The 20,107-nt window shown below is 47.4% G+C and carries 18 protein-coding genes; 7 read left to right on the forward strand and 11 right to left on the reverse strand.

Translation table 11 applies throughout. From position 1 onward, the window contains the following. Window positions 1–22: 22 nt before the first annotated feature. From SHD_RS09465 to SHD_RS09475, 3 genes are all read right to left on the reverse strand, one after another. The gene (locus SHD_RS09465; RefSeq protein ID WP_023266903.1) at window positions 23–1,753 is read right to left on the reverse strand and encodes a DUF3373 domain-containing protein; all 1,731 of its coding nucleotides are present in this window, start codon (window positions 1,751–1,753) and stop codon (window positions 23–25) included. Between the two features lie 178 nt (window positions 1,754–1,931). Then, the gene (locus tag SHD_RS09470; protein WP_011718452.1) at window positions 1,932–2,261 is read right to left on the reverse strand and encodes a c-type cytochrome; all 330 of its coding nucleotides are present in this window, start codon (window positions 2,259–2,261) and stop codon (window positions 1,932–1,934) included. A 493-nt stretch (window positions 2,262–2,754) separates the two neighbouring features. Next, on the reverse strand, window positions 2,755–3,486 hold the full coding sequence (locus tag SHD_RS09475) for an SDR family oxidoreductase (protein ID WP_023266904.1): 732 nt from the start codon (window positions 3,484–3,486) through the stop codon (window positions 2,755–2,757). Between the two features lie 161 nt (window positions 3,487–3,647). Between SHD_RS09475 and SHD_RS09480 the strand changes: the two genes are divergently transcribed. Next, entirely contained in the window at window positions 3,648–4,487 is an 840-nt protein-coding gene (locus tag SHD_RS09480) for a LysR family transcriptional regulator (protein WP_023266905.1), read from the forward strand. A 63-nt stretch (window positions 4,488–4,550) separates the two neighbouring features. On the opposite strand, the gene SHD_RS09485 is transcribed toward SHD_RS09480, so the two are convergent. Together SHD_RS09485 and SHD_RS09490 are read right to left on the reverse strand one after the other, a co-directional pair. Then, window positions 4,551–6,089 (reverse strand): tetratricopeptide repeat protein, encoded by a 1,539-nt coding sequence (locus tag SHD_RS09485; protein ID WP_023266906.1) that lies wholly within the window; start codon window positions 6,087–6,089, stop codon window positions 4,551–4,553. A 117-nt stretch (window positions 6,090–6,206) separates the two neighbouring features. After that, the gene (locus SHD_RS09490; protein ID WP_023266907.1) at window positions 6,207–7,043 is read right to left on the reverse strand and encodes a mechanosensitive ion channel family protein; all 837 of its coding nucleotides are present in this window, start codon (window positions 7,041–7,043) and stop codon (window positions 6,207–6,209) included. Window positions 7,044–7,210: 167 nt separating this feature from the next. Between SHD_RS09490 and SHD_RS09495 the strand changes: the two genes are divergently transcribed. Together SHD_RS09495 and SHD_RS09500 are read left to right on the forward strand one after the other, a co-directional pair. Then, window positions 7,211–7,693 carry a hypothetical protein gene (locus SHD_RS09495; protein WP_039978032.1) on the forward strand — a complete coding sequence of 161 codons (483 nt, stop codon included), beginning with the start codon at window positions 7,211–7,213 and terminating at the stop codon, window positions 7,691–7,693. 411 nt (window positions 7,694–8,104) lie between these two features. Then, window positions 8,105–9,280, forward strand: a complete 1,176-nt coding sequence (locus tag SHD_RS09500) for a type III PLP-dependent enzyme (RefSeq protein WP_023266909.1) — start codon at window positions 8,105–8,107, stop codon at window positions 9,278–9,280. A 62-nt stretch (window positions 9,281–9,342) separates the two neighbouring features. Here SHD_RS09500 and SHD_RS09505 read toward each other — a convergent pair whose 3' ends face one another. Then, entirely contained in the window at window positions 9,343–9,555 is a 213-nt protein-coding gene (locus tag SHD_RS09505; RefSeq protein ID WP_023266910.1) for a YdcH family protein, read from the reverse strand. Window positions 9,556–9,967: 412 nt separating this feature from the next. Between SHD_RS09505 and udp the strand changes: the two genes are divergently transcribed. Next, complete coding sequence (gene udp / locus SHD_RS09510) at window positions 9,968–10,726, forward strand: uridine phosphorylase (RefSeq protein ID WP_011624236.1); 759 nt, start codon at window positions 9,968–9,970, stop codon at window positions 10,724–10,726. Window positions 10,727–10,832: 106 nt separating this feature from the next. On the opposite strand, the gene SHD_RS09515 is transcribed toward udp, so the two are convergent. After that, the gene (locus SHD_RS09515; protein WP_039978035.1) at window positions 10,833–11,585 is read right to left on the reverse strand and encodes an outer membrane protein OmpK; all 753 of its coding nucleotides are present in this window, start codon (window positions 11,583–11,585) and stop codon (window positions 10,833–10,835) included. A 486-nt stretch (window positions 11,586–12,071) separates the two neighbouring features. Here SHD_RS09515 and SHD_RS09520 point away from each other — a divergent pair, with 486 nt between their 5' ends. From SHD_RS09520 to SHD_RS09530, 3 genes are read left to right on the forward strand one after another with little or no spacing between them, the layout of a single operon-like run. After that, window positions 12,072–12,542, forward strand: coding sequence for an NfeD family protein (locus SHD_RS09520; RefSeq protein WP_023266913.1), 471 nt, complete (start codon window positions 12,072–12,074; stop codon window positions 12,540–12,542). An 11-nt stretch (window positions 12,543–12,553) separates the two neighbouring features. Further along, window positions 12,554–13,489, forward strand: a complete 936-nt coding sequence (locus tag SHD_RS09525) for an SPFH domain-containing protein (protein WP_011624233.1) — start codon at window positions 12,554–12,556, stop codon at window positions 13,487–13,489. Next, window positions 13,489–14,421 carry an SPFH domain-containing protein gene (locus SHD_RS09530; protein ID WP_023266914.1) on the forward strand — a complete coding sequence of 311 codons (933 nt, stop codon included), beginning with the start codon at window positions 13,489–13,491 and terminating at the stop codon, window positions 14,419–14,421. The genes SHD_RS09525 and SHD_RS09530 overlap by 1 nt, the downstream gene beginning before the upstream one ends. A 207-nt stretch (window positions 14,422–14,628) precedes the next feature. On the opposite strand, the gene SHD_RS09535 is transcribed toward SHD_RS09530, so the two are convergent. The 4 genes from SHD_RS09535 to priA form a co-directional block, all read right to left on the reverse strand. Beyond that, entirely contained in the window at window positions 14,629–14,853 is a 225-nt protein-coding gene (locus SHD_RS09535; RefSeq protein ID WP_023266915.1) for a hypothetical protein, read from the reverse strand. A 466-nt stretch (window positions 14,854–15,319) separates the two neighbouring features. Then, entirely contained in the window at window positions 15,320–16,015 is a 696-nt protein-coding gene (locus SHD_RS09540) for an SPOR domain-containing protein (protein ID WP_023266917.1), read from the reverse strand. 3 nt (window positions 16,016–16,018) lie between these two features. Beyond that, window positions 16,019–17,764, reverse strand: a complete 1,746-nt coding sequence (gene argS, locus SHD_RS09545; RefSeq protein WP_023266918.1) for an arginine--tRNA ligase — start codon at window positions 17,762–17,764, stop codon at window positions 16,019–16,021. A gap of 111 nt (window positions 17,765–17,875) precedes the next feature. Then, window positions 17,876–20,086 carry a primosomal protein N' gene (gene priA, locus SHD_RS09550; protein WP_023266919.1) on the reverse strand — a complete coding sequence of 737 codons (2,211 nt, stop codon included), beginning with the start codon at window positions 20,084–20,086 and terminating at the stop codon, window positions 17,876–17,878. Window positions 20,087–20,107 lie beyond the last annotated feature (21 nt).

Genomic DNA, 20,107 nt, shown 5'->3' on the forward strand with positions numbered 1-20,107 from the left:
CGAGGGCTGAATGGCGTCTAGGTTAGAAGTTAATGGTCAGCGAGGCGTTAACATCGAAGGCCTTATCGACTACCGGTAGCATCGAGTAGGCTGAGCCCGCTAGAACCTCATCGATTTTTTGTGGTGCGCCCACAGGTGTGCCGCTACCTGTGTATTCGTAGTCGTAGTAGAGTCCAGCCAGTTTGATAAACATTTTTGGATTGATATCAAAGATGTAATAAGCTTCGCCGACGTGGCCACGGGTGGCTAACTTGCTACCGATTGGGTCATCTTGGGCTTGGGTGAAGGGCGTCCAATATTTAGAACCGTAGTTATATTCCAAGCCAAACTTGCCGTAGGGCGCTGGGATCTGGATACCTACATAGATGCCATAACCATCTTTGGTATCGGTATCATCGCTGGTTTTCGGCACCATGATGATTTCGGTCCCTGTGCTGTTGAGCTCTGCTTCAAACACCGCATCGGATAACATGCCGCCGAACATGCCAGCATTGCCATTTGGCTCTGCGCGTGTCCAACCCAGTGATGCAAACCATTTGATATCGTTAGCTTCTTCCCGCGCAAAGCCAATGCCGCCAAGGTACATATCACCAATGACGCCGCTAGGTTGCACTCGGGTGACAAAGTTAAAGTTGTCAAACTTTTGCATATCCTGGTACATGGTGGGGGCGAAAATTCCCGCCAGTTGGGTCGGGAAGGCCATAGTGCCTTTAAAGCCGTCGTTCACGTCTTTGGCACCAAACAGGGTAAATTGCAGGAAGTTAGTACCGTCGTTGATGGCATCGATATTAAAGCCGCCGAGGTGAGTATCCTTGGTGACGATATCACCAAACATTTCGCCATTACCCCATTGGGATTCAAAGCCTTGGCCATAACAGAAGCGAACCACTTGCCCCTCAACTCCAGTGATTTCCCCTAGGTTGTAGCCTAAGGTTGCACCGTCGAAGTTAAAGTTAACTAAATGGCCCGAAGGTGTGCCGCCACGCAGTTCGTTTTCTCGGTAGTGGCTTGGCGGGCCATAGGTGGATGGGCGGCGGCCAATCGAGAGGTAAAACTCGGAGCCGTTGATTTTTTTCCAGTCGAAATAGGCGCGCTCTACCCGCAGCCAGTCACCGCTGGTGTTACCGCTGCTGGTGCCATCCATAGTAAATGAGCGCCAAGAGTCGAACACTTGTACGCCTGTGGAGTCGCCCCAGTTTTTGTACATGCTAAGACGACCGGCAAAGCTGACGTTATCCCATACCTTGGCCTTAAGATTTAACCGCAGGCGAGTGGTGTAAAAGATATCGTTATCAATATCTTGGATATGTTGCTGCGCGAGTACATAGGGCATCACGCCCTGTAACATGCCATTTTGAAAGGCGGCCGCAAGGTCTGGGTTGGCTTGCATCATCTGTCCGAGAGGCGAGTTAGGATCGTTTGGCATCCCAAAGGCGCCGGACATGGCCTTGGCGCCAAAGTCATTAAAGTTAACCTTAATGGCGGGGTTCCAAACGACATCACGGTAATGCAGTGAGTGAGCCTTGGTTCTAAAGTCGCCGGTGATTTCAAGGCGATCTAACGAGGTGTGGCGTTCGGTTTTATCGACACGACTATTGAGTTCATCGAGTTGTTCGGTGATATCGGCAAGCTGTTGTTTCAGCTCTGCCATTTTTTGGGTGTCGGCTGGCGTTTCGTTGGCTGCGGCAAAGGTTTGGCCGGACATAAACAGCGCATTAGCGACCAATATCGAAATGAGTGTACGTGTACGCATAGGGTTTCTCCCTGAGTGTTCCGCTGGCACTGGCTCAAGGCTCTGTGCCAAATTTACCCAACAGGAGGCCCTGAGGTGTGCTCCCCATTTTTCTCTTATTGGGCTTGGATTTTATTTCAATGGGTTAACTTGCAGTTGCAGGCCTGCGGTTATCCCTTTGATTTAGGCTCAGCAGCAATTAACCGCAGGTTTGCGGTTGCTCCGAGTCGGCAGCATGGTCATACAGAAATTGCTGTATATCTTTGAGATCTTGCTCAGTGAGGCCATTGAATACCTCAGGTTTGAGTTTGTGTTTATCTTTGTCGAAAAAGCGATCCCATTGGCTCATGGTTTTGCTCATTGGGGTTAGCTCGCCACCTTCACCACCTTGGCTATGGCAGGCTTTACATTCTTTTTTATAGAGGTGCTTTCCTTTTTTAGGATTACCCCCTTCGGCGGCATAGGCTTGAAGGCCTAAGCTACTAATCAGCGCGACGGCGATTGCGATCTTAGTTGAAGTTTTCATCATCTCATCCTTTCTTAATTGTCATTCACATGACTTTGTTGGTGGAATGTGGCTATTGCTTCCACCTTGTGAATAAATTTATCAAAGGTGATGGGATGTTTATTTGAGGTATATCACCTCCATTAAAAAAATCTAATTGATAAAAATTTCATTGATAAAAATCTAATTGATTGGTGGTGGAATGATTTGGGTGGGAATTTACATTTTCAAAAACAATGATTTGTTTTTATTGCTAAATTAGCCTGTTGTGTCGCAGCTAGGGTTTTAAGTCGGATAGGGCGGAAAAATGAGAGTGATCGAGTTAACACTTTGTAAAATTTGCGATCGCTAAAGTAGTCGTTCGGAATGATTTAGCTCCATTTTTGCTGTGTGGAGGGGGAGGTTTTTGCCGCTAGGCGTTGAGCACACTCGGTCGATTTTTATATTTTCAAACGCAGTGGCACTCGCACACTGCGTTTTACCCATGACTATAGCGAGGTCGCGCCAAGCACGTCGCTTAAGGTTGTTGGCGTGTTGGCGCTAACACTATCTCACGCACACAGACATTTTGCGGTTGTTGCCAAGCAAATAATGCTGCTGCGGCAACGTTTTCGGGGGCAATCACGCCGCCCATTTGTACTTTCCAATCTTGATAGCCCGCTTTGATAGCATCATCCGTGGTGTGGCTTAAGAGTTCTGTCTCGACCGCTCCTGGCGCAATGGTGATTAGGCGTACATCGTCCATTGCGACTTCTTCGCGGATGTTTTCGGTTAAGGCATGCACGGCAAATTTTGTCGCGCAATAAGCCGCATGGTTGGGGAAGGTCTTACGTCCCGCCACTGAGCTGATATTGATAATGGTGCCGGTTTTGCGCGCCTTCATTCCGGCTAACACTGCATGGATACCATTGAGTACACCCATCACATTGATATTGAGCATGCGGCTCCATTCGTTGGGATCTTGAGTATCAATTTGCCCAAGCAGCATGACGCCAGCGTTGTTGATAAGGCAACCGACTGGGCCAAACTGTGCTTCCGCTTGGTTAATGGCGGCCTTGATAGCGTCTGCATCGGTTACATCAACGCTGATGGATAAACTGTTTGGTAAAGCAAGAGCTTGCATTGCCTCGACTCGGCGCGCTAACAGTAAGAGTGGGTGTCCTGCGGCGCTAAATTGTTTGGCGATGGCGGCTCCTATGCCCGATGAGGCGCCAGTGATCACAACGAGGGGCTGAGTAGTATTTGTCATTTGTCATTCCTATCTTTGTAAGCGTTAAATGGGGTTGATTGATGAATTTCTAACTTGGACGTTAGTATAAGTGGCGGTTTTTGGACTGAAAAATACTTATTTCCACTGAATATGATAGGCTTTACCTATGACAGCATGCTGAGAAGATAAGGTGACGGCAAATGGTTGATTTACGCCTATTAAGGTTTTTTATCGCAATTTATGAAGAAAACAATATTACCGCGGCGGCAACACGTTGTTATGTCAGCCAGCCCTCGCTCTCTGCTGGGCTTAAACAGTTAGAGGAAGAGCTTGGCGGCGCCTTATTCGAGCGCAGTAAAAAGGGCGTAAAAGCTTTGGATAGTGCCCACTATCTTTATCCACTGGCAGTTAAGTTGGTGGAGGAGGCCAGTAAATTACCCGCTCTATTTATGGCAAAAGCGAGTCGACAAAAGCTGCGCTTAGCCGTGATGCCCGATCTGAGTCAGCGTCGTCTTGCAGGGTTATTAACTCAAATCAATCAGGCGATTAGCCATTTAGATTTAGAGCTGGTGGATTATCAAAGCCCTGCGGATTGCAGGTTAACCTTAGACAGTTTACGCCATGAGGATGAAGTGTTTTTTCCGTTATGGGAGGAGGACTATGTGCTGTGTGTGCCGAGTGAGCATAGGCTTGCGCAGCTCAGCAGTATTCGCCCCGAAGAGTTAAGCCAGTATGACTTTATTGAGTGCCCACCCTGCGAGGCGCACCAGCAAACCATCGGCTTACTCGCCTGCAGCAATTTGTCGCTCAATTTGGTGGCGAAGGCAGAATCTAAGTCTTTGGTTATGTCGCTGGTACTGGCGGGATTTGGGGTGAGTTTTCTCCCCGATGGATTAATCGAAGACGAGCCTCGGCTTAAACAGATTAAATTCGATGGGCCTCGGATGTTTCGCCGTATTGGTTTGTGTTATCCATCCCATCAAACCGTTGCGCCTACGTTGGCAACATTGTTGCGGCATTTGAGCAAAACCACGGCTTAAGCCGTGGTTTTAAGTGCAGGGGTTGGCCAAGCGGCTAAACCCCAGTATTCAGCTACTTAATCCTTATTCATTACTCTGTAAGTAAGGTGCTAGCTGAGTTTCAATCCTCTCGATTTCATCTTGGGCATACAACAGCTCGGACTCCGTTAAGCGGGATAGGGCCTGTTGTTGATACAAGAGTTGATCGCTATTCATCCCGTATTTACCAAAGTTGCGCAGTAATATACTCGACCAAATATATGTTTGTACTGGTTTATCAATCGACTCATGGCGGTTGATATCAACGAGGGCTTGCATACCATCTTGGCTGCCCAAGTCGGCAGCTTTACGGTACCAAGTCTCTGCGGTTTGCAGCGCTTCGCGGCTAGGATGCTCACCCTTGCGGTAGATTTCTGCTTGGTTAAGATGGTAATAAGCCTGCTGCTCATTGGGGATTGGGTGTTGATGCAGAAAGTTATTACACAGGCTTTGGGCTTCGCGGATCTCTAGGGTGCCCAAGCGCTTACTGAGCTTCTCATATGCGTCTTGATAATCACTGATATGGCTCATGGCCGCCAGTTGGTAATACATTAAGGCTTTAATCGGTTGGCGCGAGACGCCTAAGCCTTCCTCGTAGATTTTACCTAGGCCGAATAGGGCTTCTTCTTGCCACTGGGACGCCAGCGTCTCGAATTCTGTTCTTGCCTGCTGGTAGTCATTATCCGTTTGTGGGTCGAGTAGTTTAAGGTGTGCCAGCGCTAACTTAGCAAAGACATTGTCAGCGGCGCAGGATTTTTCTAACCAATAGCGAGCCTTACCGTAGTCGACGGCAAAATCTTCACCATAGAGGAAACGTTTACCTAGGTAATACTGGCGAAAATCATTTTCTGCAGCATATTCGCTGAGTAAAGCTTCGGCGCGGACGAGGTCCTTAGGGCCGCCTTGGCCTGATGCCAGCATATGGCCTAAGTTATCTTTTGCAAGTTCATCACCAGCGGCGACGGCTTTCTCAAAGTATTCCCGCGCTTTGCTATAGTCTGGCGTGACACGTTCATCGTGCCAATACAAGGTGCCTAGGTGGTAATAGGCATCTTGGTTGCCTTGGGCGGCCGCCTTTTCGAACCAATAAATGGCTTGGCTAGCATCGGGATCGAGAAAGGGTTGTCTGAGATACAAATAGGCTAGCTCATATTGAAACTCGACTTGCCCCGCTTCTGCACTGGCTTTGAGCTGTTCTACCTGTTCGCCTAACTGCTCGGGTGTTTGCGCCTCAGAGGCGACCAAGCTAGTCAGGGTGAGCATGGGTAAATATTGCGGATCGATCTCGGCGGCTTTTCGATACCAATCATTAGACGCTTTGATATCGGCCGGAACCTGTGGGAAACGGCCCGAATACAGTTCGGCCATGGCAATGGCTGCCACGGCGAAACCTTTATCGACGGCCTGCTGAATATAGTCTAGGCCTGAATTGACTTCGCCTTGATTGATTAATGTCAATCCATGATTGAGTAACGCTGAGGGTTCTCCTGCGGCAAGTGCTTCGGCTTGAATCTTCTTTTTTTGGTACTTTGCGAAAAAAACAAAGAGTACGATAAAAGCTATAATGATAAGTATCAACAACATAGTATTCCGTCACTATCGATATTTGGGCTGCACAGTAAACGCGTATCCCGAAAAAATTGCAAGTTAACTGTGTTAGATGGGGCGAATGGTATAAGCCATTCGCCTCGGCGGATGCGCTTACTTTTCTTGCAAATGAATTTCTCGCACTGGGCAAGCCATTTCAATTCCCGCCTGTTTGAGGGCGTTATAAATTGCTAGGTTAATCTTATATTTATGCTGGAAGTAGTTTTGAGTTGGCACCCAGTAACGCACACCAACCTCAATACCGATGGCATTAAAACCATTAATACCAATATTTGGCGTAGTGTCCTGACTGACATTGGAGTTTTGGCTCAGCAGCTCAGTGATTAGGCTTATTGCCGCTTCTGGATTGTTGTTATAACTCAGGTTAAATTGGGTTTCGACCAGCTTATTACTGAAGGAGTTATGCAATATCTCGCCGACAATATGCTTGTTGGGAATGCTAATTTGCTCGCCTTCCTCATTGGTTAAAATCGTCATCCCTAAATTAATCCGTGTGACGACACCGCTTTCACCTTTGATTTCGATGGTATTTCCGACTACAAAAGGCCGAGTCACAATAATAGTTACCCCAGCGGCATAGTTCGACAGCATGCCCTGTAAGGCTAAACCCGCGCCGAGGGAGGCTGCACCAATCGCGGCCACCATAGGGGTGACGCTAATGCCTATCTTGCCTAGGGCGATAATGGCCACCATGACAATGATCAGGATGCGGATCAGATTGCTGACAAAGTTACTGAGGGTGATGTCGATTTGGTGCTTTTCGCACTGCTTGGCCACTAAGCGCGAGACTTTGCTAGCGACCCACAGACCCAATAAAAAGACCAGCGCCGCACCGATTAACTGGAAACTATAATTAACTAAAAATTCGGTAATAAGTTGGTAAACGCCCTGCAGTTGCTGCAATTCTTGATCAAGTCCTGGTGTTATCATTATGATATCCTTGCAATTAATTTTACTTCCCTAGTATAACGCACAATTGTGTTGAAAGGCGTATTTGTCATGCATTGTGAAGCGTATCATGTAATGGGGCGGATTAAATGAGCGGGTTGCGAGACTCGGGTATGCTATTGCCCGTATTAAAAATGGAGTAAGTGTTTATGAGAAAGCTGTTGTTGTGCCTGTCCTTCCTTTTCACTCCCATGATGGCCTTAGCGGCGAGTTATGTTGCTGGTGATGCGATCAATCCTATTACTTTACAGGATCAAAACGAGCAAGTGGTCAGTGTGACCAACGAAACCAAAGTGCTACTCTTTAGCCGCAGTATGAAAGGCGGCGATATTATTAAAGAAACGCTTACACCATTGGCGGGAGATAAGTTTCCGTCGCATTTAGTCTATGTGGCGGATATCAGTGGTATGCCATCATTGATTGCTAAGTTTGTCGCTGTGCCGCAAATGCAGGAATTGCCCTTTGCCATTGGCTTGGACCGGGAAGGTGAGATCAGCCGCCTGTTACCCGATACTAAAGATATGGCAACAATGATTTTGCTCAATAACTTTAGTATTCAAGATATTGCCTACTTTGATTCGAGTGAAGCTCTAGGCCAAGCCTTAGCGAAACTAAACGAGTCGCAGCAATAATATTTATGCTGTTAAAGTTGGGGAGGCTTACTCCTCAACTCTGTTATTCGTTCTTTAGCTGTATGACTTTGGGTTTGCTAAGATTGGGTTGAACTCTTCAATCGGGCGTCAAGTTTTACTTCTTTTTTCCGCTCGGTTAATCCTTAGCTGTATAAGCTTGGATTGACGTCGCAAAAAATTCATTTTTCCTGACTTAAAAACGTCAACATTCCCTGTTGTGCTCTTATGCATAATTATCTGTTTTTATGATCATTTTTGATCTTCGGTATCGCCTTAAAATTTCAAAGAATAAAAAGTTAGTTATTAAGCATAAAAATTCGTTGCGTTAAATAAAAAAATAGCGTTTACTGCGCACGTTTTTACGACACATAGTGACTTTTTACCATCTGACCCAAAGGAGACTCTGGCCCAATGAGCCAATTTCAATCTATTGATGTTGCTGACTATTATGATGCTGAAACCTTCAAACGTATTGAAGAGTTTGCCAAAGATAAAGCGACCCCGTTCGTGGTGATTGATACCAGTATCATTGCGAAACAATACGATGACATGGTTAATAGTTTTCCTTATGCCGATGTTTATTATGCAGTTAAGGCAAACCCTGCGGCTGAGATCCTGACGTTACTCAAAGACAAAGGGTCAAACTTTGATATTGCCTCGATTTATGAGCTAGATATGGTCACTAACGTGGGTGTAACACCTGACCGTGTGAGCTATGGCAACACCATCAAAAAGCGTCAAGATGTGCGTGCGTTTTATGAGCGTGGCGTGCGTATGTATGCATCGGATTCAGAAGCCGACTTACGCATGATCGCCGAAGAAGCGCCAGGTTCACGCATCTATGTGCGTATCCTGACTGAAGGTACAGACACCGCCGATTGGCCACTGTCCCGTAAGTTTGGTTGCCAAAATGAGATGGCTTATGAGCTGTTAGTTCTGGCGAAGGAATTAGGCTTAGAGCCCTTTGGTATTTCATTCCACGTGGGTTCACAGCAACGTGATATCGGTGCTTGGGATTCGGCGATTGGTAAAGTGAAGAGCATCTTCGATCGTCTGCGCGATGAGCACAATATCGTCCTGAAGATGATCAACATGGGTGGCGGCTTTCCTGCTAACTATATCGACAAAACCAATCAACTCGGTGTGTATGCTGAACAAATCACCCACTTCCTGAAGGAAGATTTTGGGGACGATTTGCCACAGATCATTCTCGAGCCAGGTCGCTCGTTGATCTCTAACGCAGGGGTGCTGGTGTCTGAGGTGGTGTTGATCAGTAAGAAATCCTACACCGCATTAGAGCGTTGGGTATTTACCGATGTGGGTAAGTTCTCTGGTTTAATCGAAACCATGGATGAGGCGATCAAATTCCCAATCTTCACTCACAAACAAGGTGAATTGGATAAATGTGTTATCGCTGGCCCAACCTGCGACAGCGCCGACATTATGTATGAGCACTACAGCTATGGTTTACCCAATGACCTAGCGATTGGAGACCGTATGTACTGGTTAACCGCTGGTGCTTACACCACCACTTATTCTGCGGTGTGCTTTAATGGTTTCCCACCCCTGAAGGATTACTATCTGTAATCTTGACCGCAAGGCAACAAAAAGGGCGCTCAGGCGCCCTTCGTTTTTCCGCGATGAAAAGCTTAGCTGTGGGATTTGAGAATTTGATAGATCTCTTCTTTTAAATGCAGTTTTTTGCTTTTGAGTTCTTTCACCGTGGGGTTGAAATCACTACCGACGCGTTTTTCCAGTTGTTTGATTTCCTCATCTAATTGATTGTGCTCGTTGAATTTACGTTGGAAATGAGCATCTTGAGTCTTTAACGTGCTAATCAGATCTCGATATTCTGGAAACATTGGCGTTCTCCTTGTCGTCTTTTATCATGCTTTGGTTTCGTCTTAACCCTAACCCTAGGCACGATGATGAAACGTGATATGGATCAATATTTGTCCTTCTACAGATTAATACTAAAGGGTGATTTCAGCAAACTAGCTATAAATCAATAACCTATATCTTTTATATTGCTGGGTGTGGCGAGTGTGTCTGATCTGGCTCACACTTACATCCACGAAATTGATACAAGCCGACAGAAGCATCACAGATTTGCTATCTTTGTGATCAGGCTGTAATAGATTTGGTAATTACATTACGAATGAACAATTCTTCTTGCCGATAATTCTGTGATCAAGTTAACCTTCACCGCTTCGATACTAGGTTAAAGTCGATTATATAAGAATTTTACTATCAAAAATGAAAGGGGTTTTCACGATGGCTGATGTATTTCATTTAGGTTTGACCAAAGCGATGCTCGATGGCGCAACTTTGGCGATTGTGCCTGGCGACCCAGAGCGCGTAAAACGTATTGCTGAATTAATGGACAATGCCACATTCCTCGCAAGTCACCGCGAGTACACCAGCTACTTAGCGTATGCTGACGGTAAGCCTGTGGTGATTTGCTCTACCGGTATCGGTGGTCCATCAACGTCAATTGCAGTTGAAGAGTTAGCGCAATTAGGCGTGAATACCTTCCTGCGTGTTGGTACCACAGGTGCGATTCAACCCCATGTGAATGTAGGTGATGTGATTGTGACTCAAGCGTCAGTGCGTTTAGATGGCGCGAGCTTACATTTTGCCCCTATGGAGTTCCCTGCGGTTGCTAACTTCGAATGTACCACAGCGATGGTTGCTGCGTGCCGCGATGCGGGCGTAGAACCTCATATCGGTGTTACCGCATCTTCAGATACCTTCTACCCAGGTCAAGAGCGTTATGACACTGTGACTGGCCGTGTGACCCGTCGTTTCGCTGGCTCAATGAAAGAGTGGCAGGATATGGGCGTGCTGAACTATGAAATGGAATCAGCGACCTTATTCACTATGTGTGCGACTCAAGGTTGGCGTGCGGCGTGTGTGGCTGGCGTTATCGTTAACCGCACTCAACAGGAAATCCCGAACGAAGCAACAATGAAGCAAACTGAAGTCAGTGCGGTTTCTATTGTCGTGGCTGCAGCTAAGAAGCTACTGGCTTAATTTAGCTAAACACTCCCCTGCAAAGTGAGTGATTTGAATAATAAAAAAGGTGCCTAGGCACCTTTTTTATTGGCTATATCCGCTAAGGCGGACAGTATCACTTAGATTAGAAGTGGTACTGAGCAATCACGGAATAGGTGTCTTGGTCGACCCCTTTTACACCGTATTTATTGGTCCACAGATCGTACTCGATACCGACAAGCAATTTATTTGCCTTATGGTCACCAAATAGGCTCTTACCTAAATCGTATTTAAGCTGAGGGTTAAAGTGGAAGTTTTCTTCATAACCACTGTTGTCCGTTGCAAATACCCAATCGATAAAGCCATCAAGAACTATGTTGGCTGACCCAACTGGAATATCGATTCTGAAGACTGGTGTAAATTGCCAACCATCACTGATATTACCTGAGCTCATCGCATCGCGGCGATAGGTGTTAAAGTTAAGGTAGGTAAAGTAAGGTACGGCAACATCGACCCCTAAGCCATAGAGCAGGCTATGAACAGGGCCTTCACCTTCTTCATAGGTGAGGGCTAATGAAAGATCGGTAATAGGGCCGAAGGCAATCTTTTCGCCGAGGATTTTGCTTGCGCTAAAGCGAGGTGAAATCTCTCCGTAGGTGGTGCTATCCATGCCCGTGTGGTCGCCTTTGAAATAGATAAAATCTTGGAAGGCAAACCAATCACCGTATTTCCATGCACCAGCGGTTTCGAGTGTGACTGTTGTTTGCTTGTCCGAAGGAGCCAAGTCGTAGTCTTCGCCATAAAGGGCGGTTGCACTGAAATCCCACCACTGTACTAAGTCACCAGCAAATGCTTGAGGTGTAAGCATTAATGCTAGACATAGGCATGTCTTTTTCATTGTTATTTCCTATTGTAGGGGTAGAGGTTAATAAGGTTGTACTCAGTTCCTGCTCTGAAGGCTAAACCCTTAAGCGGCTAACATTTTGCAGCTTGTATCGGCGCTAACAGAGGGCTAGGTAAAAAGTGCGGGCAATATATGCAAAAATTTACAATTATTCAAAGTTTTTTATCGAATGTTGTTGTGAAAATCACATAATCAAATTGTGGATTTTATGATGTTTAATTTATTGATTTTTAGTGTTTATTTTGTGGTTCAACACATCGATGATGATATTTTGAGCTAACTTTTTGAATTGATTGTGCTTAATTTTAGAACAACTTAAGTCAGCTTTTGGTGCCGAGTAAATTCACTCCCTGATTATCCTCGGTGAATTGTCTTGCCGTGCTTTTTAAATCGGCGTATAAATTTATGACATATTATGTCGCATATCTGTCACTCTGCTGCTATAGTGCTGCACAGGATGCTCTCATTTCAGGGGGGAATATGGAGTTTTCGAATCTGATTTTAGTCTGGTCTATTATCGGGATTATCTTGATGCTAGCCGAACTGGTGATACCTGGTGGTATTGTCGTGCTACTCGGCGCTGCCTGCTTAGTGGTGGCTGGCGCCTTAGGGATTGGCCTAGTGGAAGGTGTGGTGCAGAGCCTGACACTGTGGTTTATTTCCGCCATCGTCTTATTACTCGCCTTTCGGCAAGTCACTCAAAAATTGGTTGGTGGAGACTCCCATGTGGATAACACCGATGAAGAACTTGATATCTACAATCAAATCGCCCGTGTGAAACAAACCATAGGTCCAGGACAAACGACGGGAAGAGTCGAGTTCCAAGGGAGCGAATGGCCCGCATTGGGGGATGGTAGTATCATTGCTGCGGGCTCTGTGGTCAGGATTATCTGCCGTGAAAACATTGCCCTAGTGGTTGAGCCTGTTGATCAGGCAACGTCTCAAAACTAAAGGATGAGTCTATGTTTGTGTTTACCTTAGTCATTTTATTTGTCTTGTTTATTCTCTATAAGCTGATGCTGATAGTGCCGATGCGTGAGGTGCATGTCATTGAGCGTTTAGGGAAATTTCGCACTGTGCTACAACCGGGATTCCATTTCTTAATCCCTTTTTTCGATCGCGTCGCATACAAACACGATACCCGTGAGCAAGTGCTCGACGTGCCGCCACAAAGCTGTATCTCAAAGGACAACACTCAGCTTGAAGTGGACGGTTTAGTGTATCTCAAGGTTATGGATGGAAAACTAGCGAGCTACGGTATTGAAAACTATCGTAAAGCTGCCGTGAATCTGGCACAAACCACTATGCGTTCTGAAATCGGTAAGCTGACACTCAGTGAGACCTTTTCCGAGCGTGACCGCTTAAATGAATCCATAGTGCGCGAGATTGATAAGGCGTCAGAGCCTTGGGGTATCAAAGTCTTACGTTATGAGATCCGTAATATCACCCCATCGCGCCATGTGATCCATACCCTTGAAAAACAAATGGAAGCCGAGCGTCGTAAGCGCGCCGAAATCACCCTAGCCAATGCCGAAAAGGCCGCAATGATCAATATGTCAGAGGGTGAACGCCAAGAGGCGATTAACATTTCTGAAGGCCAAAAACAGAAACGTATCAACGAAGCTAAAGGTACGGGGCAAGAAATTGCCATTATCGCTAAGGCCAAGTCCGAAGGCATGGCGATGATTTCCCAAGCATTAGCGGTTAATGGCGGTAACGATGCGATGAATATGCTGTTAAAAGAGCAGTTTATTGCTCAGGTCGGTAAGATCCTCAACGATTCGCAAGTGTCGGTTGTCCCCGCAGAAATGGCAAAACTCGAAGGATTCTTCGAAGGAATGGAACAAGTCACCCAAACAGTGGGTGGCCATAATGCAACTAGCAAAGGAGCACGCTAATGGAAATCCCATTGAATACTGATGTCGCGGTAATGGTTATTTGGGGACTGATTTTCGCCATATTTGTGATTAAGCTGTTCCAATCCATCCGCTTAGTTCCGACTAAATCCGCTTACATTGTTGAGCGTTTGGGTAAGTACCACTCGACGCTAGATGCGGGTTTCCACACTTTAATTCCTTTTGTCGATAAAGTGGCTTATATCCATGACTTAAAAGAGGAAACGATCGACGTACCACCACAGGAGTGTTTCTCAAGTGACGAAGTGAATGTGGAGGTCGACGGAGTGATTTATATCTCTGTTACCGATCCTGTGAAGGCAAGCTATGGCATCACAGACTATCGCTATGCGGCAATTCAACTGGCGCAGACCACCACGCGCTCAGTGATTGGCACCTTAGACCTCGACCGCACTTTCGAAGAGAGGGATGTGATTTCGGCTAAGGTAGTGGAAGTGCTCGACCAAGCGGGCGCCATGTGGGGTATTCGCGTACACCGCTATGAGATTAAGAACATCACGCCGCCCGAGACAGTGAAAAACGCCATGGAAATGCAAGTGAATGCCGAGCGTGAGCGCCGTGCATTACTGGCAAAGAGTGAAGGTGATAAGCAGAGTAAGATCAATCGCTCCGAAGGGATTAAAGCGGAAACCGTAAACCGCTCTGAAGGTGAAATGCAGCGCCGTATCAACGAGGCCGAAGGTAAAGCGGAGGAGATTTTAACCCTGTCGCGAGCTACTGCAGAATCGATTGAGCGTTTAGCAGCGGTGATTGCGGCGCCAGGCGGCCATAATGCACTGCGTATGCAGCTTGGTGAGCAGTACTTCAAGCAGCTCGATGGCTTAAGCCAGAAGTCCAGCCGTGTGGTGCTGCCCGGTAATATGGTCGATTTTGATTACTGGATGAATAGCATTGGCTTAAAAGAGAAAGCTTAATGCGCATTCACCATGTTGCGGCTTAAATATTCATCGGTTTAAGCCCCATAAACCTAAGGCCAAATAGTGATATTTGGCCTTATTTTTTTGTGGTTTAGCATGGGATTTATGATAAGAAAGCAGGTTAAAAATATTAGTTAACTGGCGCGGCGTATAGGGAACTCAATGCAGCCGTCCATTGGCGTATCGCGTCATCTTAAGCCGTGATTAATAGGCCAAGCGTTCAGAGATTTCAGAGTGGGAATGGGTTTCGATAAGACGCGCTATAGTGTCTTGTTCGAGTACCGCTAGGGCCGAAATCTCGTTGTAAATCTTATCCTGCACATCTAGAGGCATGTGTACATGCTCCATAAACATTCGGATACTTAAGGCGTCACCGCTTTTGAACAGTTGGCTAAATTCAGAGGCTTCAATCTCGATTAATGCATTCATAATACTTCACCCTGAGGTTGGTTTTTGAAGAGTAGACAACAGGTTTTGCTGTTAATTAAGAGATACGCCTAAGTTTGATCTAGGTCAATTAAACGCCATATTAATCTTTCTTAATAAACAAATTTACTGTTTAAAAATAGAGGGTTATAAATTTCATAAAATGAAATTGTGAATTATACCAATCACATTAAATATCTAATCAGTTCAGAGCCTCACAGGTATCTCAATCCAAGGCACATTGACGAAGAAATGGTTATTCCCTTTTAAGTCAATGTAACACGGGAGTGAGATACCTGTGAGGCTCCCGCTGAATGAACAGATATTTAATACGATTGGTATTAGCTCAATGTTTGAAACGGGCGAAAGAGGGTTGTTGGGAGCGGACTTCAGTTGGCAAGAAGATAAAAAAATCGCGGCGCGTGATGGGGTACGCGCCGCGATGCTTTGACTGATTTTGCGAGTGGAATTACTTTGGAATGGCTAACAGCTGACAGCCATTGATCCCTGCATTTTGTAAGGTGTGACGCTTACGCTCGGCATCACGTTTGCGCTCATAAGGCCCGAGGATAACTTTATACCAAGTGCCTGATGTGCCCTCAATTTGCCTGACCTGCGCCTCTAAGCCTTGGAACGCAATCACGGCCTTCATCTGGTTCGCCTGAGACTCCTGACGGAATGAGGCGCACTGCAATTGATATTGCTGTGGTGTACGCGTCGAGACGACATCGGGAATATCCACTTCGACGTTTTTATTCTCAAGTTCGTCCAGATAGGTCCATTCTTCCTTAGGCTTAGGTGGCAAGGCGTTCGGATCTTTCTTCGGCGCTTCAACAACGGGTTGTTCCTGTACTGGCGCAGTGACTTCCACGGCTTGACGCTCGGCCTCTTTCACCTTAGGCGTCAGAATCGTTGCCGGTTCTTTTGCCTTAGTCGGCTTCTCGGTTTTCACCTCGACAGGCGCTTCCTGCTTGGCGGTATCTTTAATTCTAAACAGAAAATAGCCAAAACTGCCGACGGCAATAAAGGCGAACAGGATCAACGGGATTGGGAGCTTACGGCGAGGCGCAGCCTTTTTAGCCGCAGGCCTAGCTCGTGTTGCGCGCATGGGGCGCTGTTTCGCGCCCGCTTGCGGTCTTCTGTTGGCATAGTCACGATTGCTCATGGCTTACATCCGTTCTAGGGTTTCGATACCTAGTAGATTAAGGCCTTTTTGCAGCGTGTTGGCCGTCAGTTGTGACAGCAGTAAACGGCTATGCTTTTGCTCGTCGTTATCGGCAGCAAGCACTGGGCAGGCCTCGTAGAAGCTAGAGAAAGCTCCCGCTAATTCATAGAGGTAACCGCAAAGTACATGTGGTTGGCCCTTGTCGACCACGCGGCTGAGGATTTCACCAAACTGCGCCAGTTTGTTACCTAAGTCTTTCTCTTTTTCGTGTTCGAGTACGATCTTGGCTTGGCTTAAGTCAATATCGGTCGCACGCTTGAAGATACCAGCAACGCGGGTGTAGGCGTATAGCAGGTAAGGCGCGGTATTGCCTTCAAAGCTCAGCATTTGCTCGAAGCTGAAGATGTAATCGCTGGTACGGTTTTTCGACAGATCGGCGTATTTGACTGCGCTGATCCCCACTACGCGGGCGATTTCAGCTAAGGTCGCTTCATCCATATCTGGGTTTTTGCTGCGAACCAGCTCAAGCGCGCGAGTATTGGCTTCATCCAGCAGATCCACCAGTTTCACCACGCCACCGGTACGGGTCTTGAACGGACGACCATCTTCGCCATTCATGGTGCCAAAGCCTAAGTGCTCCAGTGACATATCGTTACGGACAAACTTGGCCAGCTTGGCAAGGCTAAACACTTGTTGGAAGTGCAGCGCTTGGCGTAAATCGACAAAGTAAAGTACGCGGTCGGCTTTTAGCACGCTCGAACGGTAACGCATAGCCGCTAAGTCGGTAGTGGCATAGAGGTAACCACCATCGGCCTTTTGAATGATAACAGGCAGCGCTTCGCCTTCTTTATTACGGAATTCTTCTTGGAAGACCACTTTGGCGCCGTTGCTTTGGGTCAGTAAACCTTGGGCATCTAAATCTTTGACTACTTGCTCTAAGTCAGCGTTATAGGCGCTTTCACCGTGCACATCGGCGCGGGTTAAGCTCACCCCTAAGCGCTCGTACACTTCGTGGCAGTGACTTAAGGAAATGTCGTTAAATTCACGCCACAGTTTGTTGCAGTATTCGTCACCTGATTGCAGTTCAACCACAAGCTGACGGGCACGGGTCGCGAACTCTGCCGATTCGTCAAAACGCAGTTTGGCGGCACGGTAGAAGGTTTCGAGATCCGATAATTCTAATTGGGCTTGTTCGCCATTTTGCGCGCGCAATTCTTCCATGTAGGCCAGCAGCATACCAAATTGGGTGCCCCAGTCGCCTACGTGGTTTTGGCGGATCACTTTATGGCCTAAAAACTCGAGGGTACGCACCACGCTGTCACCAATGATGGTCGAGCGCAGGTGGCCGACGTGCATCTCTTTGGCGAGGTTAGGTGAAGAGTAGTCCACGACAATAGTTTGTGGCCTTGGTAGCTTAATCCCTAAATGCTCATCGCTAATGGCTGCCTGTAATTGGTTCGCTAAGGCGCTGTCATCAATGAAGAAGTTGATAAAACCAGGGCCTGCGATTTCAACTTTCGCCACATAGGCTGAGGCGGGTAGGGTGTCGATGATCAGCTGCGCCAATTCGCGGGGATTTTTACCCGCCGCTTTGGTTAGCATCATGGCTAAGTTGGTTGCCAGATCGCCATGGCTCTTATCCTTGGTTCGATCTACTTGAATTCGCGCCTCAAAATCCGCAGGCAAAATACCTTGTTGTTTAAAGGATTCGATAGTTTGTTCAAGTAATGATTGGATATGTGATTTCATGGATTAATTAGCTACTAACTTTAAGAATGAATACAGGGAATAACCGCGTATTTTAGCCGTTTGTGGTGACTAATTGCTATCTTCCCGATGATTTTTTATCAAATTATTGAATCACAACAGATCCTGCGGATCTCTATCTAGGCTCCAGCGACAACGTTTGGCCTCTGGTAGCTGTTCGACGAGGGGATAAATACGCTCAAACTCCTGCTGTAATCTATGTCTGTGCTTGGCTTGAAACATCAATTGGCGGCGAAACTTGCCGGCTTTTCTGTCGAGAGGCGATGGCATTGGGCCTATGATTTCAAACTCTTTATCTTGGGGCAGCAGCGCTGCAAACGCACTAAGAAAGTTATCGGCATCCACGGCGGAGTGGGCTTCTGCGCGCACCAGCACCATGTGCCAAGCGGGAGGCAGCAGCGCCATTTGCCGCTCCTTTAATTGGCTGCGGGCAAACTCGCCATAACCCCGGTGGAGTAAATCCCTCAGTATCGGGTTATCACTTTGATGGGTCTGTAGCAACACAGTGCCGGGTTTGTTGGCGCGACCAGCACGGCCTGCGACCTGAGTATAGAGCTGGCCGAAGCGCTCTGGCGCCCTAAAGTCGGCGCTAAAGAGCGCGCCATCGACATCCAGTAATCCCACTAAGGTCACATCTGGAAAGTGGTGCCCTTTGGCAAGCATTTGAGTGCCGACCAAGATCTTGTATTCGCCCTTATGAATTGCGCTTAAATGGCTTTCGAGCGAGCCTTTAAGGCGGGTGGTATCACGATCGATTCGCACCACGGGATACTTGGGGAACTCCTGCTGCAGTGCTTCGGCGAGTTGTTCTGTACCTATACCTTGACCCATCAACATGCTGCTGCCGCAATTGTGGCACTGCCTTGGAATGGCGTATTGGTTGCCACAGTGGTGGCAGCGGATTTCCCCAAGGGATTGATGTACTGTAAAAAACGCATCGCAGCGATCACACTCGTGTAAGTGCCCACACTCGTGGCACAGCAGTGCTGGTGCAAAGCCACGGCGGTTCAAAAATAGTAATACCTGATTCCCAGCTTCTAAATGGCTGCGGATTTCGTTAATGAGCGGCGCCGACATTCCCGCCTTGAGGGGCAGGTTTTTGATATCGATAATCCCTTGGCGCACTTTTTTCGCATTACCCGCACGCTCCCCAAGTTGCAGGTGATGGTAACGACCGCTGAGGGCATTTTGCAGGGTTTCTAACGAGGGCGTCGCCGAACCTAAAATCACTGGGATCGATTCTAAATGTCCACGCATCACGGCAAGATCGCGGGCGTGGTAGCCAACGCCTTCTTGCTGTTTAAAGCTGCTGTCGTGCTCTTCGTCGAGGATAATCACGCCGGGAAAAGCCATGGGCGTAAACAGGGCAGAGCGGGTGCCAATGATGATGGCAGCTTGGCCGCAGCGAGCCTGTCGCCAAGCTTCGAGGCGCTGGTTATCGGTCAGGCCTGAATGCAGCACGGCCACATTGACTTTAAAGCGGCGCTTAAAACGGTTGATGGTTTGCGGTGTTAAGCCAATCTCAGGTACCAGGATCAGCGCTTGCTTACCCTGCTTAAGGATATGTTCGAGTACGGCTAAATAGACCTCGGTTTTACCCGAACCGGTAATGCCCTCGAGCAGAGTGCAGTGGTATCCTTGCTGTTGGGTTAATACTGTTACGGCAATAGCTTGTTCTTTATTTAGCCTGTGGGGTGTTTCATCGAGTTCGAGTTGGCTGCGCCAATCGAGATTGAGCTCGGCGAGTTTCTCATGTCTGGCAATCCAGCCCTTATCCTCTAAGGTTTTGAGCGCAGCTTTATTCAGTTCTAAACTGATGACGTCTTCCTGCGTCAGGCTGGTTTGCTGTAAGCGTTCGAGTAAGCGTTTTTGCGCCGGGGCGCGTTTTAATGTCTCAGGCGCAATATTGCTGCCCAGCTCTGTGATTTGCCAGTACTGAATTTTTTGCGGCGCGGCATCAAGCCCTTTACGCAGCGCCACGGGGAGCGCCTGTGTCAGCATTTGCCCTTGGCTGCAAAAGTAATATCTTGCGGCCCAGAGGGTTAATTTATAAAGCGATTCTGGCAATAAGGGCGCGTCATCAATAAACTCTATGACAGATTTGAGTTGCGCAGGGGCTAGTTCACAACTGTCGGTGATGGCGGTGACAAGGCCAATCAGTTGCTGGCGTCCAAAGGGGACTTTTACTCTTATACCAATCTGAGGCTGTTGGGGGCTTTGATTAGCGTGTTCATCGGTATCGACTCGATAGGTAAAGTTTTGCCGCATAGGCACAGGTAACGCAACTTCAACAAACAGTGACATATGCAGGTCGAGTCTTAAGGG

It is taken from the genome of Shewanella decolorationis S12, from assembly GCF_000485795.1.
GTDB classification, from domain to species: domain Bacteria; phylum Pseudomonadota; class Gammaproteobacteria; order Enterobacterales; family Shewanellaceae; genus Shewanella; species Shewanella decolorationis.

What these genes read in the sequence shown, in the direction of transcription:
- SHD_RS09465 (WP_023266903.1), bottom strand. Translation starts at nt 1,753, where the DNA reads ATGCGTACACGTACACTCATTTCGATATTGGTCGCTAATGCGCTGTTT.
- SHD_RS09470 (WP_011718452.1), bottom strand. Translation starts at nt 2,261, where the DNA reads ATGATGAAAACTTCAACTAAGATCGCAATCGCCGTCGCGCTGATTAGT.
- SHD_RS09475 (WP_023266904.1), bottom strand. Translation starts at nt 3,486, where the DNA reads ATGACAAATACTACTCAGCCCCTCGTTGTGATCACTGGCGCCTCATCG.
- SHD_RS09480 (WP_023266905.1), top strand. Translation starts at nt 3,648, where the DNA reads ATGGTTGATTTACGCCTATTAAGGTTTTTTATCGCAATTTATGAAGAA.
- SHD_RS09485 (WP_023266906.1), bottom strand. Translation starts at nt 6,089, where the DNA reads ATGTTGTTGATACTTATCATTATAGCTTTTATCGTACTCTTTGTTTTT.
- SHD_RS09490 (WP_023266907.1), bottom strand. Translation starts at nt 7,043, where the DNA reads ATGATAACACCAGGACTTGATCAAGAATTGCAGCAACTGCAGGGCGTT.
- SHD_RS09495 (WP_039978032.1), top strand. Translation starts at nt 7,211, where the DNA reads ATGAGAAAGCTGTTGTTGTGCCTGTCCTTCCTTTTCACTCCCATGATG.
- SHD_RS09500 (WP_023266909.1), top strand. Translation starts at nt 8,105, where the DNA reads ATGAGCCAATTTCAATCTATTGATGTTGCTGACTATTATGATGCTGAA.
- SHD_RS09505 (WP_023266910.1), bottom strand. Translation starts at nt 9,555, where the DNA reads ATGTTTCCAGAATATCGAGATCTGATTAGCACGTTAAAGACTCAAGAT.
- udp (WP_011624236.1), top strand. Translation starts at nt 9,968, where the DNA reads ATGGCTGATGTATTTCATTTAGGTTTGACCAAAGCGATGCTCGATGGC.
- SHD_RS09515 (WP_039978035.1), bottom strand. Translation starts at nt 11,585, where the DNA reads ATGAAAAAGACATGCCTATGTCTAGCATTAATGCTTACACCTCAAGCA.
- SHD_RS09520 (WP_023266913.1), top strand. Translation starts at nt 12,072, where the DNA reads ATGGAGTTTTCGAATCTGATTTTAGTCTGGTCTATTATCGGGATTATC.
- SHD_RS09525 (WP_011624233.1), top strand. Translation starts at nt 12,554, where the DNA reads ATGTTTGTGTTTACCTTAGTCATTTTATTTGTCTTGTTTATTCTCTAT.
- SHD_RS09530 (WP_023266914.1), top strand. Translation starts at nt 13,489, where the DNA reads ATGGAAATCCCATTGAATACTGATGTCGCGGTAATGGTTATTTGGGGA.
- SHD_RS09535 (WP_023266915.1), bottom strand. Translation starts at nt 14,853, where the DNA reads ATGAATGCATTAATCGAGATTGAAGCCTCTGAATTTAGCCAACTGTTC.
- SHD_RS09540 (WP_023266917.1), bottom strand. Translation starts at nt 16,015, where the DNA reads ATGAGCAATCGTGACTATGCCAACAGAAGACCGCAAGCGGGCGCGAAA.
- argS (WP_023266918.1), bottom strand. Translation starts at nt 17,764, where the DNA reads ATGAAATCACATATCCAATCATTACTTGAACAAACTATCGAATCCTTT.
- priA (WP_023266919.1), bottom strand. Translation starts at nt 20,086, where the DNA reads ATGTCACTGTTTGTTGAAGTTGCGTTACCTGTGCCTATGCGGCAAAAC.